This is a genomic window from Micromonospora sp. NPDC049275 (assembly GCF_043197115.1).
In the GTDB taxonomy this organism is placed as follows: domain Bacteria; phylum Actinomycetota; class Actinomycetes; order Mycobacteriales; family Micromonosporaceae; genus Micromonospora.
The window spans coordinates 90,884-106,180 of the sequence record NZ_JBICSN010000008.1; the positions used below are offsets into that span (position 1 = coordinate 90,884).

14 protein-coding genes are annotated in these 15,297 nt (G+C 71.2%); 6 read left to right on the forward strand and 8 right to left on the reverse strand.

The genetic code is table 11. The annotated features are described in order from the left end of the window. Positions 1-21: 21 nt before the first annotated feature. Positions 22-795, reverse strand: a complete 774-nt coding sequence (locus tag ACGFIE_RS23180; RefSeq protein WP_393297743.1) for a class I SAM-dependent methyltransferase — start codon at positions 793-795, stop codon at positions 22-24. A gap of 46 nt (positions 796-841) precedes the next feature. Between ACGFIE_RS23180 and ACGFIE_RS23185 the strand changes: the two genes are divergently transcribed. The 4 genes from ACGFIE_RS23185 (at position 842) to disA (ending at position 5,464) form a co-directional block, all read left to right on the forward strand. Further along, complete coding sequence (locus ACGFIE_RS23185; protein WP_393297746.1) at positions 842-1,681, forward strand: UbiA family prenyltransferase; 840 nt, start codon at positions 842-844, stop codon at positions 1,679-1,681. A gap of 139 nt (positions 1,682-1,820) precedes the next feature. Continuing rightward, positions 1,821-2,609, forward strand: coding sequence for a hypothetical protein (locus ACGFIE_RS23190; protein WP_393297749.1), 789 nt, complete (start codon positions 1,821-1,823; stop codon positions 2,607-2,609). Between the two features lie 84 nt (positions 2,610-2,693). Beyond that, the gene (gene radA / locus ACGFIE_RS23195) at positions 2,694-4,151 is read left to right on the forward strand and encodes a DNA repair protein RadA (RefSeq protein WP_393297752.1); all 1,458 of its coding nucleotides are present in this window, start codon (positions 2,694-2,696) and stop codon (positions 4,149-4,151) included. 131 nt (positions 4,152-4,282) lie between these two features. Then, positions 4,283-5,464, forward strand: a complete 1,182-nt coding sequence (gene disA / locus ACGFIE_RS23200; protein ID WP_007466050.1) for a DNA integrity scanning diadenylate cyclase DisA — start codon at positions 4,283-4,285, stop codon at positions 5,462-5,464. 6 nt (positions 5,465-5,470) lie between these two features. Here the strand turns inward: disA and ACGFIE_RS23205 are convergent, their stop codons facing one another. The 3 genes from ACGFIE_RS23205 to ACGFIE_RS23215 all read right to left on the reverse strand — a co-directional run bounded on the left by ACGFIE_RS23205 (position 5,471) and on the right by ACGFIE_RS23215 (position 7,447). Beyond that, a complete protein-coding gene (locus ACGFIE_RS23205; RefSeq protein ID WP_393297755.1) occupies positions 5,471-6,223 on the reverse strand; it encodes a hypothetical protein in 753 nt (250 codons plus the stop codon). A gap of 118 nt (positions 6,224-6,341) precedes the next feature. Beyond that, a complete protein-coding gene (locus ACGFIE_RS23210; RefSeq protein ID WP_393297758.1) occupies positions 6,342-6,938 on the reverse strand; it encodes a peptide deformylase in 597 nt (198 codons plus the stop codon). Continuing rightward, positions 6,935-7,447 (reverse strand): glycine cleavage system protein R, encoded by a 513-nt coding sequence (locus ACGFIE_RS23215; protein ID WP_393297761.1) that lies wholly within the window; start codon positions 7,445-7,447, stop codon positions 6,935-6,937. Before ACGFIE_RS23215 ends, ACGFIE_RS23210 begins: the two co-directional genes overlap by 4 nt. 96 nt (positions 7,448-7,543) lie before the next feature. Between ACGFIE_RS23215 and ACGFIE_RS23220 the strand changes: the two genes are divergently transcribed. Then, a complete protein-coding gene (locus tag ACGFIE_RS23220; RefSeq protein WP_393297764.1) occupies positions 7,544-8,455 on the forward strand; it encodes an A/G-specific adenine glycosylase in 912 nt (303 codons plus the stop codon). A gap of 122 nt (positions 8,456-8,577) precedes the next feature. Here ACGFIE_RS23220 and ACGFIE_RS23225 read toward each other — a convergent pair whose 3' ends face one another. From ACGFIE_RS23225 to lysS, 3 genes are all read right to left on the reverse strand, one after another. Beyond that, positions 8,578-11,127, reverse strand: a complete 2,550-nt coding sequence (locus ACGFIE_RS23225; protein WP_363686548.1) for an ATP-dependent Clp protease ATP-binding subunit — start codon at positions 11,125-11,127, stop codon at positions 8,578-8,580. Between the two features lie 603 nt (positions 11,128-11,730). After that, positions 11,731-12,075, reverse strand: coding sequence for an Lsr2 family protein (locus ACGFIE_RS23230; RefSeq protein WP_357498213.1), 345 nt, complete (start codon positions 12,073-12,075; stop codon positions 11,731-11,733). Between the two features lie 112 nt (positions 12,076-12,187). Further along, complete coding sequence (gene lysS, locus ACGFIE_RS23235; RefSeq protein WP_393297769.1) at positions 12,188-13,696, reverse strand: lysine--tRNA ligase; 1,509 nt, start codon at positions 13,694-13,696, stop codon at positions 12,188-12,190. An 89-nt stretch (positions 13,697-13,785) separates the two neighbouring features. Here lysS and ACGFIE_RS23240 point away from each other — a divergent pair, with 89 nt between their 5' ends. After that, positions 13,786-14,523 (forward strand): class I SAM-dependent methyltransferase, encoded by a 738-nt coding sequence (locus ACGFIE_RS23240; protein WP_393297772.1) that lies wholly within the window; start codon positions 13,786-13,788, stop codon positions 14,521-14,523. 8 nt (positions 14,524-14,531) lie between these two features. On the opposite strand, the gene ACGFIE_RS23245 is transcribed toward ACGFIE_RS23240, so the two are convergent. Further along, complete coding sequence (locus tag ACGFIE_RS23245; RefSeq protein WP_363686554.1) at positions 14,532-15,290, reverse strand: type III pantothenate kinase; 759 nt, start codon at positions 15,288-15,290, stop codon at positions 14,532-14,534. Positions 15,291-15,297 lie beyond the last annotated feature (7 nt).

Sequence of the window (15,297 nt, forward strand, 5' to 3'; positions counted from 1 at the left end):
CCATACCCCGCCACGAGCCGACTATCCTCTGCGGACCCCCTGGCCCTGGTAGAGCACGGCGGTGGACCGGGTCGGCACGATGCGCGGAGCAGGCCCTGTGGACGTCGCGCCCGACGCCCGCGCCGCGCGTGCCCGCCGTACCAGCCAGGCGACCAGGCCACCGACCTGCGGTCGAATGCCGCGCAGGCGCAGCTCGACACCGTGCCGGGCACACTCCGCCACGAGGGCACGGGCGTCCACGAACAACCGTGGATCGTGGATACCCCGTGGCACCGTCGGCAGCCGCTCGGCGATCCGCACCGCGACCAGCCGGGCCAGCGCCGTGTCGTTCAGGGTGTCCAGCACCAGGAGGCCACCCGGGCGTAGCAGCCGGCACGCCTCGGCCACCGCGCGCCGCCAGTCGGGCACATGTTCCAGCAGCTCACCGGCGGAGACCACGTCGGCACAGCCGTCCGGCAGCGGCACCGCCGTGACATCACCCTGGACCACGCGCACCCCGTGCCCGGCGGCCTGGACCAGCGCCGAGCGGGTCAGGTCGACACCGACATGCCGGTATCCCCTACCGGCGAGATGCGGCGCGAGCAGCCCGGCGCCGCAGCCCAGGTCGACCAGGACCGCACCCGGGCGCGTCGCCGGTGGCACGAGCGCCGCGCGGGCCGCGGCCAGCCAGTGCAGCATCGCGAACGCGCCATCGGGCCGCCACCACTCACCGGCCAGGTCGTCGTACTGGCGCGGGTCGTTGCGCGGCAGCACCCGGGGACCGGTGGACGCCGCGGCCGCAGCCACGTCTCGCATGGCACCGAGCGTGGCACGACTGCTCGGTAACGACCAGACTTCCCTTATGTCGTCGAGGGTGTTAGGGCTGGTCAGAGCGAGCCATCCGGAACCGGCCGCCGCAGTGACCACGGTGTCCGGTCTGCTGGCCTGGGGAGTGGGGCACCAACCGTCGGGAATTGTCTCGGTGGTGCTCGCCGTACTCGCCAGCCAGCTCGCCGTCGGCTGGACCAACGACGCGTTGGACGCCGAGCGGGACGCCACTGTGGGGCGTACCGACAAGCCGGTCGCCGCCGGCGCGGTGGGCCGGCGCGTCACGGCCTGGGCCGCGGCGGTGGCCGCGCTGGCCTGCCCGCTGCTGGCGCTGACCACGAACCCCGTGGCGGCGCTCTGGCTCACGATCGCCCTGGTCTCCGCGCTGCTCTACGACTGGCCGCTCAAGGCCACGGTCCTCTCGGTGCTGCCCTACGCCGTGTCGTTCGGCGCGCTGCCCGCCTTCGTGGTGCTGGCGCTCCCCGGTGAGCCGACCCCGCCGGCCTGGCTGCCGGCGGCGGCGGCCTGCCTGGGCGCCGGCGCGCACTTCGCGAACGTGCTGCCCGACCTGGCCGACGACGCCCGCACGGGGGTGCGGGGGCTGCCGCACCGCCTCGGCGCGGCGGGCAGCCGGGCGGCGGCGGCCGGACTGCTTCTCGCCGCGACCGCCGTCCTCGTCCTTGGACCGCCCGGGCCCCCGTCGGCCCTCGGGCTGGCGGCGGTCGGCACGGCCGCCGTCGTGCCGCCACTGAGCTGGTACGCCGGGCGCTCGGCGGCCCGGGCGGGCCGGCGGCCGGTGTCCGCCTTCCGGGCGGTGATGCTGGTGGCCCTGATCGACGTCGTTCTGCTGGTCGCGAGCGGTCGGGTGGTGTGAGGGGCACCCGGAGAGGTGGCATTGCCGGGTCCGCGTGCGGGCCTCGATCAGCTCCAACTACCCTGGAGCGCGGTCTGCGCGGGTATGGCCACCGTGCCCGGCGTGCGGCCGGGTGGGGATCGTAACGAGGAGGACCGACGTGACGCGCTCGATCAGGGGATCCCGGCGGGCGGCCCTGCTGCTGTCCGGGATGGCGGCTGCTACCAGCCTGCTCGCGTCCGGATGCGGCGCCGGCCAGATCGCCGAGACGGCCGAGAAGGAGCCGTCGGTCCAGGGCGTCAACCTCACGGCCCCCAACGGCGTCTACTCGGTTCGTGGCCTGCTGGTCACCTACCCGGGCACCGAGGGCTACCGGGCCGGCCAGGACGCTCCGCTCAACGCCGTGATCTACAACGACTCGAAGAACACCGTGACGGTCACCGTCACCACCCAGGGCGCCCGCGACGTGGTGATCTCGGACGGCTCGGCGAGCCCGACGCCGTCCGCCTCGGAGTCGGCCTCCGCCACCCCGTCGACCTCCGCGTCCGGCTCCGCCACCCCGTCGGCCCCCGAGTCCGGCTCGGCCAGCCCGTCGGCGACCCCGTCCGAGACCGGTTCGTCCTCGGCGACCCCGTCCGCCCCGGAGTCGGCGCGGGCGTCGGGTTCGGCGAGCGCCGCCGCGCCCGGTCAGCCCGCCCGGATCGAGCTGGCCCCGCTGAGCTACCTCCAGCTCAACTCGGAGGCCACCACCCAGCTGCGGCTGGTGGGCCTCACCGAGGCGCTGCGCTCCGGCCAGAGCGTCGTCGTGACCTTCGACTTCGGCAACGGCAACACGGTCACCGGTCAGGCGCCGATCGCGGTGCCGCTCACCCCGGCCGCGCGCGTCTCGCCGATCATCGAGCGTGAGGGCGGCCACGAGGGCGACGAGGGCGGCACCACCCACGACTGACCCGACCCGACATCGACGAACGCCCCGGCGTGGGAACCACCACGCCGGGGTGTTTTCGTCGCACGAGGGGGCTAGCGTCCTGGTGTGACCACCTCCCGATCGACCTCTCCGCGTGCCGGCACGGCCGGTGCCGCCCGCGGCCGGGCCGCCACCCGCGAGCCGCGTCCGGCGTACGAGTGCGACGCCTGCGGGCACCAGCCGCCCAAGTGGGTGGGCCGCTGCCCGGAGTGCGGCGAGTGGGGCGCGGTGGTCGAGAGCACTGTCAACGGCCCGACGGTGGCCGGTCGAGTGGTCAGCTCCCGGCTGCCGTCCGAGCCGGCCCGGCCCATCGCCACCATCAGCGCAGCCCCGGCCCGCGCCGTGCCCACCGGCGTGAGTGAGCTCGACCGGGTGCTCGGCGGTGGGCTGGTGCCCGGGGCCGTGGTGCTGCTCGCCGGCGAGCCGGGCGTGGGCAAGTCCACCCTCCTGCTCGACGTGGCGCAGCACTGGGCGGTGGGCGCCGCCAGCCCCTCCCTCGTGGTCAGCGGGGAAGAGTCGGTCAGCCAGGTCCGGTTGCGTGCCGAGCGGATGGGCACGCTGCACGACAAGCTCTATCTGGCGGCAGAGAGCGACCTGGCCTCGGTGCTCGGGCACCTCGACGCGGTCAAGCCCGGCCTGCTGGTGCTCGACTCGGTGCAGACCATCTCGACCACCGGGACCGAGGGCGTGCCGGGCGGGGTGACGCAGGTGCGCGCGGTCACCGCCGCGCTGGTCTCGGTCGCCAAGGAGCGGGGCATCGCGACGGTGCTGGTCGGGCACGTCACCAAGGACGGCCAGGTGGCCGGGCCCCGGGTGCTGGAGCACCTGGTCGACGTGGTGCTGCACTTCGAGGGCGACAAGCACTCCTCGCTGCGGCTGGTACGCGGCGTCAAGAACCGGTTCGGGGCGGCCGACGAGGTCGGCTGCTTCGAGATGCACGAGGGCGGCATCAGCAGCCTGGCCGACCCGTCCGGGCTGTTCCTCACCCGCTACTCGGAACCCGTGCCCGGCACGTGTGTGACGGTGGCCATGGAGGGGCGGCGAGCCCTGGTCACCGAGGTGCAGGCCCTGATCGGCGCGACGGTGGCCGGCTCGCCACGTCGTACGGTCTCCGGCCTCGACTCCGCCCGCCTGGCGATGGTGCTCGCGGTCCTGCAACGGCGCACCGAGCGGTTGACCCTGCACGACCGCGAGGTCTTCGCGGCCACCGTGGGCGGCATCCGGGTGGTGGAGCCGGCGGCCGACCTGGCCGTCGCGCTGGCGGTCGCCTCCGGCGGGCTCAACCTGGCGATCGCCCCGCACCTCGTGGCGATCGGCGAGGTGGGCCTGACCGGCGAGGTGCGCCGCGTCGGGGCGGTGCCGCGCCGGCTGGCCGAGGCGGCCCGTCTGGGGTTCAAGGTGGCGCTGGTCCCCCCGGGTTGCGGCCCGACCAGCACCGGCGCCGGGCCCGAGCAGATGCGGGTGACCGAGGTCACTGATGTGCGCTCGGCACTGCATCATGCGGCTCGCGCGTCCGCCGAGTGACCCAGCGTGTCGACGCGGACGGCGATACCGGACAGCATCGGCGCAAGTGGAAACGGTTCGAAGGGCCGCATCGTGACACATCACAGTAACCACGACAGCACCCACCGCACGGCAGTCCGTAGACTGTGCCCGTGCCGATCGACCGCGATACCACCAAGCCTGCCGGCGCGCCGCCCCAGGCCCGCACCGGCGCCGTGGGCTCGCCAGCCCGCCCGATCAGCGTGAGCGTGACCGCCGCTGCCGGGAGCGCCGGCGATCCGTTGCGGGCGAACCTCGCCCTGATGGCACCCGGCACCGCGCTGCGGGACGGGTTGGAACGCATCCTGCGGGGGCGCACCGGCGCGCTCATCGTGCTCGGCTACGACAAGGTCGTCGAGGGTCTCTGCACCGGCGGCTTCCCGCTGGACGTCGAGTTCTCCGCGACCCGGGTCCGGGAGCTGTGCAAGATGGACGGCGCTGTGGTGCTCTCCAGCGACGGCACCCGCATCGTCCGGGCGGCCGTGCACCTCATGCCCGACCCGTCCATCCCGACGGAGGAGTCGGGCACCCGGCACCGCACCGCCGAGCGGGTCGCCCGGCAGACCGGTTACCCGGTGATCTCGGTCAGCCAGTCCATGCGGATCATCAGCCTCTACGTCAACGGTCAGCGACACGTCCTCGACGACTCGGCGGCGATCCTCTCCCGCGCCAACCAGGCGCTGGCCACCCTCGAGCGATACAAGCTCCGGCTGGACGAGGTCTCCGGCACGCTCTCCGCACTCGAGATCGAGGATCTGGTCACCGTCCGCGACGCGGTGGCCGTGGTGCAGCGGCTGGAGATGGTTCGCCGGATCGCCGACGAGATCGCCGGCTACGTCGTGGAGCTGGGCACCGACGGTCGACTGCTCGCTCTTCAGCTCGACGAGCTGATGGCCGGCGTCGACGCCGACCGCACGCTTGTCATCCGGGACTACCTCCCGGTCGGCCGCAAGTCCCGCACGCTGGACGAGGCGCTCGTCGAGCTGGATCTGCTCGGCGCCACCGAGTTGATCGACCTGGTGTCGGTCGCCAAGGCCATCGGCTACCCGGCCGCATCGGACGCGCTGGACGCCGCCGTCAGCCCGCGTGGCTTCCGGCTGCTGGCCAAGGTGCCGCGTCTGCCGGTGGCGGTGGTCGACCGCCTGGTGCTGCACTTCGGCAGCCTCCAGCGGCTGCTGGGCGCCACCGTGGAGGACCTGCAGGCCGTGGAGGGCGTGGGCGACGCCCGCGCCCGGGGTGTCCGCGAGGGCCTGTCCCGGCTCGCCGAGGCATCCATCCTGGAGCGGTACGTCTGACCCGGTTCAGCCGGTGATGGTGATCTTCGCGGCTGCGCTGTACTTGGTGCCCACCCGCGCGAACACCTGGTACGTCCCGGCCGGCGCCAACGGGCCCGCAGCCAGCCCGGCACCGTCGCACCGGGTGGTGTCCCGCCCGTTCCAGCCCACCTCGTAGGAGCGCTCGAACCCGGGCGTGAAGGACTGGACATCCGAACCCTGGACCTTGCCGCAGGTGTCCGAGGACCACACCTTCTCGGCACCGGCCTTGATGAAGATCTCCTGGAGGTCGGCGCCGACGTTGCGGCTGCACGTCCGCTGTGACGTGTTCTTGATCTTCAGTTGCAGGTCGACCACCGCGCCGCGCTGCACCGAGGTGGGCCGTGCCACCGAGGTCACGCTGATCTCCGCGTCGGTGCAGGTGCCGTCGTCGTCGCCCGATCCGGCGGCCGAGCCGGGCGGCGGGTTGTTGCTTGTGGTCTCGGGGCTCGGGTCCGTGGCATTCGGATCGGCCGACCGGTCCGGAGCGTTCGGATCGGCTGACCCGGACGCCGGTGGCACCCCCGTCGCCGGGGTCAACACAAGACCACCCGGGCCGGGACTCGCCGTGGACGTCGAAGTCGACGTCGGGGTCGCCCCCGCATTCGGTCGACCGCCGGAGCGACCCGAACCGGTGCACGAGTAGAGCAGGACAATCAGGAAAAGAAGCCCCGCTCCGAGTACGACGGCGCGACGCCGCCAGTACACGGCGGGTGGCAGGGGGCCGACCGTCAGACGCATGATGCCCCCCACCGTAGCCGCGCGGCACCCACCAGCCCGTCACGACGCGCCGGAGCGCCACCGGAGCAGCTCGGCGAGCCTCCACTAAGGACGGACGTACCGACCTCCGAGTGCCCGCTCAGAGGTAGACCTTGCGCTGGTAGACGGCGTGCGCGCCGGCCACCCGATCCAGGAAGAGCAGCCCGGCGCAGTGGTCGATCTCGTGCTGCAACGCCCGCGCCTCGAAGCCATCCGTCACCAGGCGGACCGCCGCGCCACTGCCCGGCAGGTCACCCTCCACCACCAGACGACTGGCCCGCTTCACGTCGCCGGTCAGATCCGGCACCGACATGCACCCCTCCCGACCCGGCTTCCAGCGGGTCGCCTCGACCACCCGGGCGTTGCAGAGCACGAAGGTGCCGTGCACGGTGACCGCCTTCGGATGCCCTGTCACGTCGACGGCGAAGACCCGGGCAGCCACACCGACCTGCGGTGCCGCCAACCCCACGCAGCCCGGCGAGACCCGCATCGTGGCGACCAGGTCGGCGGCCAGCCGGACCGTCTCCTCGGTCGTCGGATCCACCTCGTCCCCGGCCCGGCTCAACACCGGATGCGGGGCCGAAACGACGCCCCGCACCTCGCCGGCCACGCCCAGCGATTCCGGTGTCCAGTCCCCCAGACCGGCGTACGCCTCGACGTCCCGGCCGGCGTCCGGCCCGCTCCGCCCGTCACTCACAGCAGGTCCGGGTCTGCCGGCCGAAGGGTGACCTCGACCCCCAACTCGGCGGCCGTCCGGTGCAACCGTCCGGTCACCGTCTCGGCGACCCCCGCAGGCAACTCGACCTCGGCCAACACCACATAGAGCGAACCCGCCAACCGGGTGCTCAGGTCGGTCACGTTGCCGCCGGCGTCCACAAGCACCCGGGTCATCGCCGCGACGATGCCCATCCGGTCCGAACCGTGCACCGCCAGCACGTACGGCTCACCGGCCGGGGCCACCACACCGTCCGGCGTGACCGCGCGTACGGTCGCCAGCAGTTGACCCTCGGCGGCCAGCGGCACCAGCGCCGCCTCCACCTCGGCGGCGTCCGGCCCGGTGCAGATGAGGGTCATCGCGAAATGCCCCCGCAGCCGGGTCATCGTGCTGTCGGTGAGGTTCGCGCCCAGTCGGGCCAGCACCTCGGCGACGTCGGCCACGATGCCCGGCCGGTCCCGACCGATGACGGTGATCGCGAGCTCGTTCATCAGCGCATTCTGTCCGATCCGCCCATCGTCACCGCGACACCCCGCCCGAGCCGCCCATCCAGCGGGACCCGACCGCGTGACATCATCGACGACGCCATGACTCAACCCGACTTCGCCACACTGGTCAGCCGGTGGTTCCAGCAGCACGCCCGTGACCTGCCATGGCGGGAACCCGGGGTCACCCCGTGGGCCATCCTGGTCAGCGAGGTCATGCTCCAGCAGACCCCTGTCGTCCGGGTGGTGCCGGCCTGGCACGCCTGGCTGGCCCGCTGGCCCGACCCGGCCGCCCTGGCGGCCGACACCCCGGCCGAGGCGATCCGCATGTGGGGGCGCCTCGGCTATCCCCGCCGGGCGGTACGGCTGCGGGAGTGCGCGGTAGCGATGGTGGAGCGGCACGGCGGTCAGGTGCCGGACCGGCTGGAGCAACTGCTGGCCCTGCCCGGCGTGGGCACCTACACGGCGCGTGCGGTGGCCGCGTTCGCCTACGGGCAACGGCACCCGGTGGTCGACACGAACGTACGACGGGTGGTCTGCCGAGCCGTGGCAGGTGAACCGGACGCCGGACCGGTCACCCGACCCGCCGACCTGGTCGCCACCGAAGAGCTGCTCCCGGTGGAACCTGCCGCGGCGGCACTCGCCAGCGCCGCGTTCATGGAACTGGGCGCGGTGATCTGCACAGCCCGGTCACCACGCTGTACGGCCTGCCCGGTCGAGTCGGTCTGCGCGTGGCGGGCCTCCGGCCAGGAGGCGCCGGCGGGGCCAACCCGGCGACCCCAGCGGTACGCGGGCACCGACCGGCAGGTACGTGGGCTCCTGCTCGGGGTGCTCCGGGAGACCACCGGGCCGGTCCCGCACCAACGGTTGGACCAGGTCTGGACCGATGACGTCCAGCGTGCCCGAGCGCTGGCCGGCCTGGTGCAGGACGGGCTTGTCGAACCGGCCGGAGCCGACAGCTTCCGCCTCGTCGGCGACGGCCCGTCCCTACCCACCACGACCCTGGCCCCCTGACCCCGCCCACCCACCGGCACGGCCCGGCACGTGCTGTCGACCGTCGCTCGGGTGGGTGCGGTACGACGAAAAGCGGGGCCCCGGTGGCTCACGCCACCGGGGCCCCGCCCCCTTGCTGCTGGTTATGCCACCTCGTCCGTGGCCGCTGCCGCGCTGCCGGCGGCGGTGCCACCGAGGTCGGCGGGCACGGCGTCCGGAACCTCGACCGGCTTGTCCGCGCCCCGGAAGACGAGCTTGGACTTGTCGATGTCCTCCGGGTCGCCCTCGCAGTCCACCACGACGATCTGACCGGGGGTCAGCTCGTTGAAGAGGATCCGCTCGGAGAGGTTGTCCTCGATGTCACGCTGGATCGTGCGACGAAGCGGACGGGCACCGAGAACCGGGTCGAAGCCCTTCTTGGACAGGTACTTCTTCGCGTTGTCGGTCAGCTCGAGACCCATGTCCTTGTTGTGCAGCTGCGTCTCGATCCGCCGGATCATGATGTCCACGATCGAGAGGATCTCGTTCTGGCGCAGCTGGTGGAAGACGATGGTGTCGTCGATCCGGTTGAGGAACTCAGGCCGGAAGTGCTGCTTGAGCTCGTCGTTGACCTTCTGCTTCATCCGGTCGTAGTTGGACTCGGAGTCCTCCGACTGCTGGAAGCCCAGCGACACGGCCTTGGCCACGTCACGGGTGCCCAGGTTGGTGGTCAGGATGATGACCGTGTTCTTGAAGTCCACGATCCGGCCCTGACCGTCGGTGAGCCGACCGTCCTCCAGGATCTGCAGGAGCGTGTTGAACACGTCCGGGTGGGCCTTCTCGATCTCGTCGAAGAGAACCACCGAGAACGGCCGACGCCGCACCTTCTCGGTCAGCTGCCCGCCCTCGTCATAGCCGACGTAGCCGGGAGGGGCACCCACGAGGCGGGACACCGTGTACCGGTCGTGGAACTCGGACATGTCCAGCTGGATGAGGGCGTCCTCGCTGCCGAAGAGGAACTCGGCGAGCGCCTTGGACAGCTCGGTCTTACCGACACCGGACGGGCCGGCGAAGATGAACGAGCCCGACGGGCGCTTCGGGTCCTTCAGGCCGGCCCGGGTACGCCGGATCGCCTTCGAGACCGCCTTGACCGCGTCCTCCTGGCCGATGACGCGCTTGTGCAGCTCGTCCTCCATGCGCAGCAGGCGCGAGGTCTCCTCCTCGGTCAGCTTGTAGACCGGGATGCCCGTCCAGTTGCCGAGCACCTCGGCGATCTGCTCGTCGTCGACCTCGCTGACGACGTCCAGGTCACCGGCCTTCCACTCCTTCTCCCGCTGAGCCTTCTGGCCGAGGAGCTGCTTCTCCTTGTCGCGCAGCTGGGCGGCACGCTCGAAGTCCTGCGCGTCGATCGCGGACTCCTTGTCGCGACGCACCTGGGCGATGCGCTCGTCGAAGTCACGCAGGTCTGGCGGCGCGGTCATCCGACGGATCCGCATCCGGGCGCCGGCCTCGTCGATCAGGTCGATCGCCTTGTCCGGCAGGAAGCGGTCGGAGATGTACCGGTCGGCCAGAGTTGCGGCAGCCACCAGGGCCGCGTCCGTGATGCTCACGCGGTGGTGGGCCTCGTACCGGTCACGCAGGCCCTTGAGGATCTCGATGGTGTGCGCCAGCGACGGCTCACCCACCTGGATCGGCTGGAACCGGCGCTCGAGAGCGGCGTCCTTCTCCAGGTGCTTGCGGTACTCATCCAGGGTGGTGGCGCCGATGGTCTGCAGCTCACCACGGGCCAGCATCGGCTTGAGGATGCTCGCCGCGTCGATCGCGCCCTCGGCGGCACCCGCACCCACCAGGGTGTGGATCTCGTCGATGAACAGGATGATGTCGCCGCGGGTGCGGATCTCCTTGAGCACCTTCTTGAGGCGCTCCTCGAAGTCACCGCGGTAGCGGGAACCGGCGACCAGCGCACCGAGGTCGAGCGTGTAGAGCTGCTTGTCCTTGAGAGTCTCGGGCACCTCGCCCTTGATGATCTTCTGGGAAAGCCCCTCCACCACGGCGGTCTTACCGACGCCGGGCTCACCGATCAGGACCGGGTTGTTCTTGGTACGGCGGGAGAGCACCTGCATGACCCGCTCGATTTCCTTCTCGCGCCCGATGACCGGGTCGAGCTTGCCCTCGCGGGCGGCCTGGGTCAGGTTGCGGCCGAACTGGTCCAGCACGAGGCTGGTCGACGGCGCGGCCTCACCCGGCGCGGCGCCCGCGGCGGCGGGCTCCTTGCCCTGGTAACCGGAGAGCAGCTGGATCACCTGCTGGCGGACCCGGTTGAGGTCGGCGCCGAGCTTGACCAGCACCTGGGCGGCGACGCCCTCGCCCTCACGGATCAGCCCGAGCAGGATGTGCTCCGTGCCGATGTAGTTGTGGCCGAGCTGCAGCGCCTCGCGCAGCGACAGCTCCAGCACCTTCTTGGCCCGCGGCGTGAACGGGATGTGCCCGCTCGGCGCCTGCTGGCCCTGGCCGATGATCTCCTCGACCTGCTGGCGGACGCCCTCCAGGGAGATGCCGAGGCTCTCCAGGGCCTTTGCCGCGACGCCTTCACCTTCGTGGATCAGGCCCAGCAGGATGTGTTCCGTACCGATGTAGTTGTGGTTGAGCATCCGGGCCTCTTCTTGGGCCAGGACGACAACCCGTCGCGCTCGGTCGGTGAACCGCTCGAACATGCCCTCGTGCTCCTCACGTGCCGTGCGCCTTGATGGTCAAGATCTTGGCGGGGCCGGTGCACGAACGTCCAGGACGGGCGTCCGTGCCTCCTTACTCTATCGTCGCTTACCGACTCAGCTGAGGTCGTGTCTCTCCGGTCTGGGTCAGTTCCACGTCGTTTTGCACAACCGTCCGCGCTCAGGAGGTGTTCCGGTACCCCTGGCGCTACGCGCAGAGCGAAATCCGACCGACTCGACGGAAGCCCTCTGCCGGCTCCACGGGGCCCGGGAAGGGCCTCCGACGCCTCCGGGAGGGCCGATCGGCGGCCCCCGACCCGTGCGGGAAGCGGCGCCTCGACCCTTTCGGGAAGTTGTCCACAGGTTGTGGATAGTTACTCCACTGCCTGTGGACAACGCCGGTCGGGCCAGAAAACATCCCCGGCCCGCGAACCCCGCCCGAACCGGCCCGCGAAGCCCGCCCGAACCGGCCCGCGAGCCCCGCCCGAACCGGCCCGGGATCCAGCTCCGTCCGGACGCGGATACGGCGACGCCGGCCCGGAGGAGGTCCGGGCCGGCGTCGGTGTCGCCCTGCGGTGGCGGCTGCCACCGGTCAGCTGAACGGGGTCAGCGCTTGGCGTGGTACTCGTCGACGATCTCCTGCGGGATACGACCCCGGTCCGAGATGTCCTTGCCGGACTTCTTGGCCCACTCGCGGATCGCCTTGTTCTGCTCCCGGTCGGCGGTGGCGCCACCGCGACCGCGGGCAGCCCGCCCACCGATCACCACGCCCCCGCGACCCACCTTGGTGCCGGCACCGATGTACGGGGCAAATACGTCACGCAATTTCGCGGCGTTGGCACCGGACAGGTCGATCTCGTACTGAACGCCGTCGAGCGCGAACTTGACGGTCTCGTCAGCGTCCCCACCGTCCAGGTCATCGACCAGCTTGTGAATGATCTGCTTGGCCACGTCCCACATTCCTTTCGAGCAGGGCGCTCCTGCTAACGAGAGCACAATAACCCCCGTGCTGCTCGCCCCGTCAATAGGATGCCGTTACGACTCGCGGGGAGTTGGCGGACGACTACTCCGGGCGGACCAACGGGAAGAGGATCGTTTCCCGAATTCCGAGGCCGGTCAGGGCCATCAAGAGCCGGTCGATTCCCATTCCCATACCCCCGGCCGGAGGCATTCCGTACTCCATGGCCCGAAGAAAGTCCTCGTCGAGACGCATCGCCTCGTCGTCGCCACGGGCCGCGAGCTGCGCCTGGGCCACCAGCCGTTCCCGCTGCACCACGGGGTCGACCAGCTCGGAGTACCCGGTGCCCAGCTCGAAACCGAGCACGTAGAGGTCCCACTTCTCGGCCAGCCCCGGCTCACTGCGGTGCCCCCGGGTGAGCGGGCTGGTCTCCTCCGGGTAGTCCCGCACGAAGGTGGGCGCCTGCAGGCCGGGGACGACCAGTTCCTCGAACAGTTCCTCGGCGAGCTTGCCAGGGCCCCACTTCGGGTCCACGGCCAATCCCACCTTGTCCGCGTACTCCACCAGCCGGGAACGTTCGGTGCGGACCGTGACCTCCTCGCCGAGCGCCTCGGAAAGGACCCCGAACAGGGTCACCGATCGCCACTCACCGCCCAGGTCGAACTCCCGCCCGTCGGCGTGGGTCACCACCGTCGAACCGCTGACCGCGATCGCCGCCTGTTGCACGAGATTACGGGTCAGCTCGCCGATCGTGTCGTAGTCGCCGTACGCCTGGTACGTCTCCAGCATCGCGAACTCGGGCGAGTGCGAGGAGTCGACACCCTCATTACGGAAGTTGCGGTTGATCTCGAAGACGCGGTCCACGCCGCCGACGACCGCGCGCTTCAGAAACAGTTCCGGAGCGATTCGCAGATACAGATCGGTGCTCAACGCATTGCTGTGGGTCACGAAGGGTCGGGCCGCCGCGCCGCCGTGCAGGAGTTGCAGCATCGGAGTTTCCACCTCGATGAAGCCCTGGCCGTGCAGTGAGTCGCGCAGGCTACGCACCGCCGTCGCCCGGGTGCGGACCATCTGCCGGGCCTGCGGCCGCACGATCAGGTCGACGTAGCGCTGCCGGACCCGAGCCTCCTCGGAGAGCGGCTTGTGGGCGACCGGCAGCGGCCGCAGGGCCTTGGCGGTCATCTCCCACCGCTGCGCGAGCACGGACAGCTCGCCCCGGCGGCTGGTGATCACCTCACCGGTCACGCCGACGTGGTCGCCCAGGTCGACCAGGCGCTTCCAGGCCTCCAGGCGCTCCGGACCGACCCGGTCCAGGGAGAGCATGGCCTGCAACTCGGTGCCGTCACCGTCGCGCAGGGTCGCGAAGCAGAGCTTGCCGGTGTTGCGTACGAAGATCACCCGGCCGGTGACCGAGACCTCGTCGCCGGTGGCGGTGTCGGTGGGCAGGTCCGCGTAGCGGGCCCGGATCTCGGCCAGGGTGGTGGTGCGGGGGAAGCCCACCGGGTAGGGCTCGACGCCCTCGGCGAGCATCCGGTCCCGCTTCTCCCGGCGGACCTTCATCTGCTCGGGAAGGTCATCGGCGGGGTCCACTGGCACGGCGTTCTGCTCGCTCACGGCACGCTTCCTCGTCACGGGAGATACAGGGGGTCAGGCCCGAGCGTACTCAAGCGTTCGGGGGGCTGTTACCGGATAACCTGCCCGTCATGGTCGATCACACTCATGCCCTGTCCTTCGGTGCCGCGGCGAGCGATTACGACCGGTTCCGCCCCCGCTATCCCGAGGCCGCCATCCGGTGGGCACTCGACGGGCTGCACGACGCCCGGATCGTCGACCTCGGCGCGGGCACCGGCATCCTGACCCGCGACGTCCAGGCCCTGGGCCACCAGGTCGTACCCGTCGAGCCCGATCCGGGGATGCGGGCGCAGCTCGCCCGCAGCACCCCGGGCACGACGGCGCTGGCGGGCAGCGCCGAGGCCGTGCCGCTGCCCGACGCGGCGGCGGACGCGGTGCTGGTCGGCACGGCGTACCACTGGTTCGACCGGGAGCCGGCGCACGCCGAGATCGCCCGGGTGCTGCGCCCCGGCGGCACGTTCGCCCCCATCTGGAACATCCGGGACGACAGCGTCGAGTGGGTGGCGGAACTGGGCCGGATCGCCCACCTCGACGACAAGTCGGGCAAGACCGTCGTGAAGGACGCGGACTTCGGTCCGTCGTTCGGCGTCATCGAGGCGCGCGAGTTCACGCACCGCACGACCCTCACCCCGGACGAGCTACGCGGCATGATCCGCACCCGCTCCTACTGGCTCACCGCCACCGAGGCAGATCGGCGACGGGTCGAGGAGGAGCTGACCGAACTGCTGGCCACCCACCCCACCCTGGCCGGCCGGGAGACCGTCGAGCTGCCGTACCGGACCTTGGTGCTGCGCTCCCGACGGCGCTGAACCGCCGGTCAGAGGTTGCGTTCGTAGACCATCCGCAGGCCGATCAGCGTGATCATCGGCTCGTGGTGGGTGATGCTGCGGCACTCGTTGATCACCAGGGAGGCGAGGCCACCGGTGGCGATCACCGCCTTCACCTCGCCCAGTTCCTCGGTCATCCGCTCGACGATCCGGTCCACCTGCCCGGCGAAACCGAAGTACAGGCCGGCCTGGAGGCACTCCACGGTGTTCTTGCCGATCACCGAGCGAGGCTTGGTCGCCTCGACCTTACGAAGCTGGGCCGCGCGGGCGGCCAGCGCGTCGAACGAGATCTCGATGCCCGGGGCGAACGCGCCACCGAGGAACTCACCCCGGCCGCTGATCACGTCGAAGTTGGTGGTGGTGCCGAAGTCGACAACGATCGACGGCCCGCCGTAGAGGGTGTACGCGGCAAGCGTGTTCACCACCCGGTCGGCGCCCACCTCCTTCGGGTTGTCGATCGCCAACTGCACCCCGGTCCGCACACCCGGCTCGACGATCACGCTCGGCAGGTCGGCGTAGTACCGGCCGAGCATCGTCCGCAGCGACCGCAACGCGGCCGGCACGGTGGAGCAGGCGGCCACGCCGGTGATCTCGACGTTGTCCCCCGCGAGCAGACCCCGGAACATCAGACCCAGCTCGTCCGCCGTCGAACGGGCATCGGTCTTGATCCGCCAGTTGTGCACCAGCTTGTCGCCGTCGAAGGTCGCCAGCACGGTGTTGGTGTTTCCGATGTCGATGCAGAGCAGCACGCACGCA

What these genes read in the sequence shown, in the direction of transcription:
- ACGFIE_RS23180 (WP_393297743.1), bottom strand. Translation starts at nt 795, where the DNA reads ATGCGAGACGTGGCTGCGGCCGCGGCGTCCACCGGTCCCCGGGTGCTG.
- ACGFIE_RS23185 (WP_393297746.1), top strand. Translation starts at nt 842, where the DNA reads ATGTCGTCGAGGGTGTTAGGGCTGGTCAGAGCGAGCCATCCGGAACCG.
- ACGFIE_RS23205 (WP_393297755.1), bottom strand. Translation starts at nt 6,223, where the DNA reads ATGCGTCTGACGGTCGGCCCCCTGCCACCCGCCGTGTACTGGCGGCGT.
- ACGFIE_RS23215 (WP_393297761.1), bottom strand. Translation starts at nt 7,447, where the DNA reads ATGAACGAGCTCGCGATCACCGTCATCGGTCGGGACCGGCCGGGCATC.
- ACGFIE_RS23220 (WP_393297764.1), top strand. Translation starts at nt 7,544, where the DNA reads ATGACTCAACCCGACTTCGCCACACTGGTCAGCCGGTGGTTCCAGCAG.
- ACGFIE_RS23225 (WP_363686548.1), bottom strand. Translation starts at nt 11,127, where the DNA reads ATGTTCGAGCGGTTCACCGACCGAGCGCGACGGGTTGTCGTCCTGGCC.
- ACGFIE_RS23240 (WP_393297772.1), top strand. Translation starts at nt 13,786, where the DNA reads ATGGTCGATCACACTCATGCCCTGTCCTTCGGTGCCGCGGCGAGCGAT.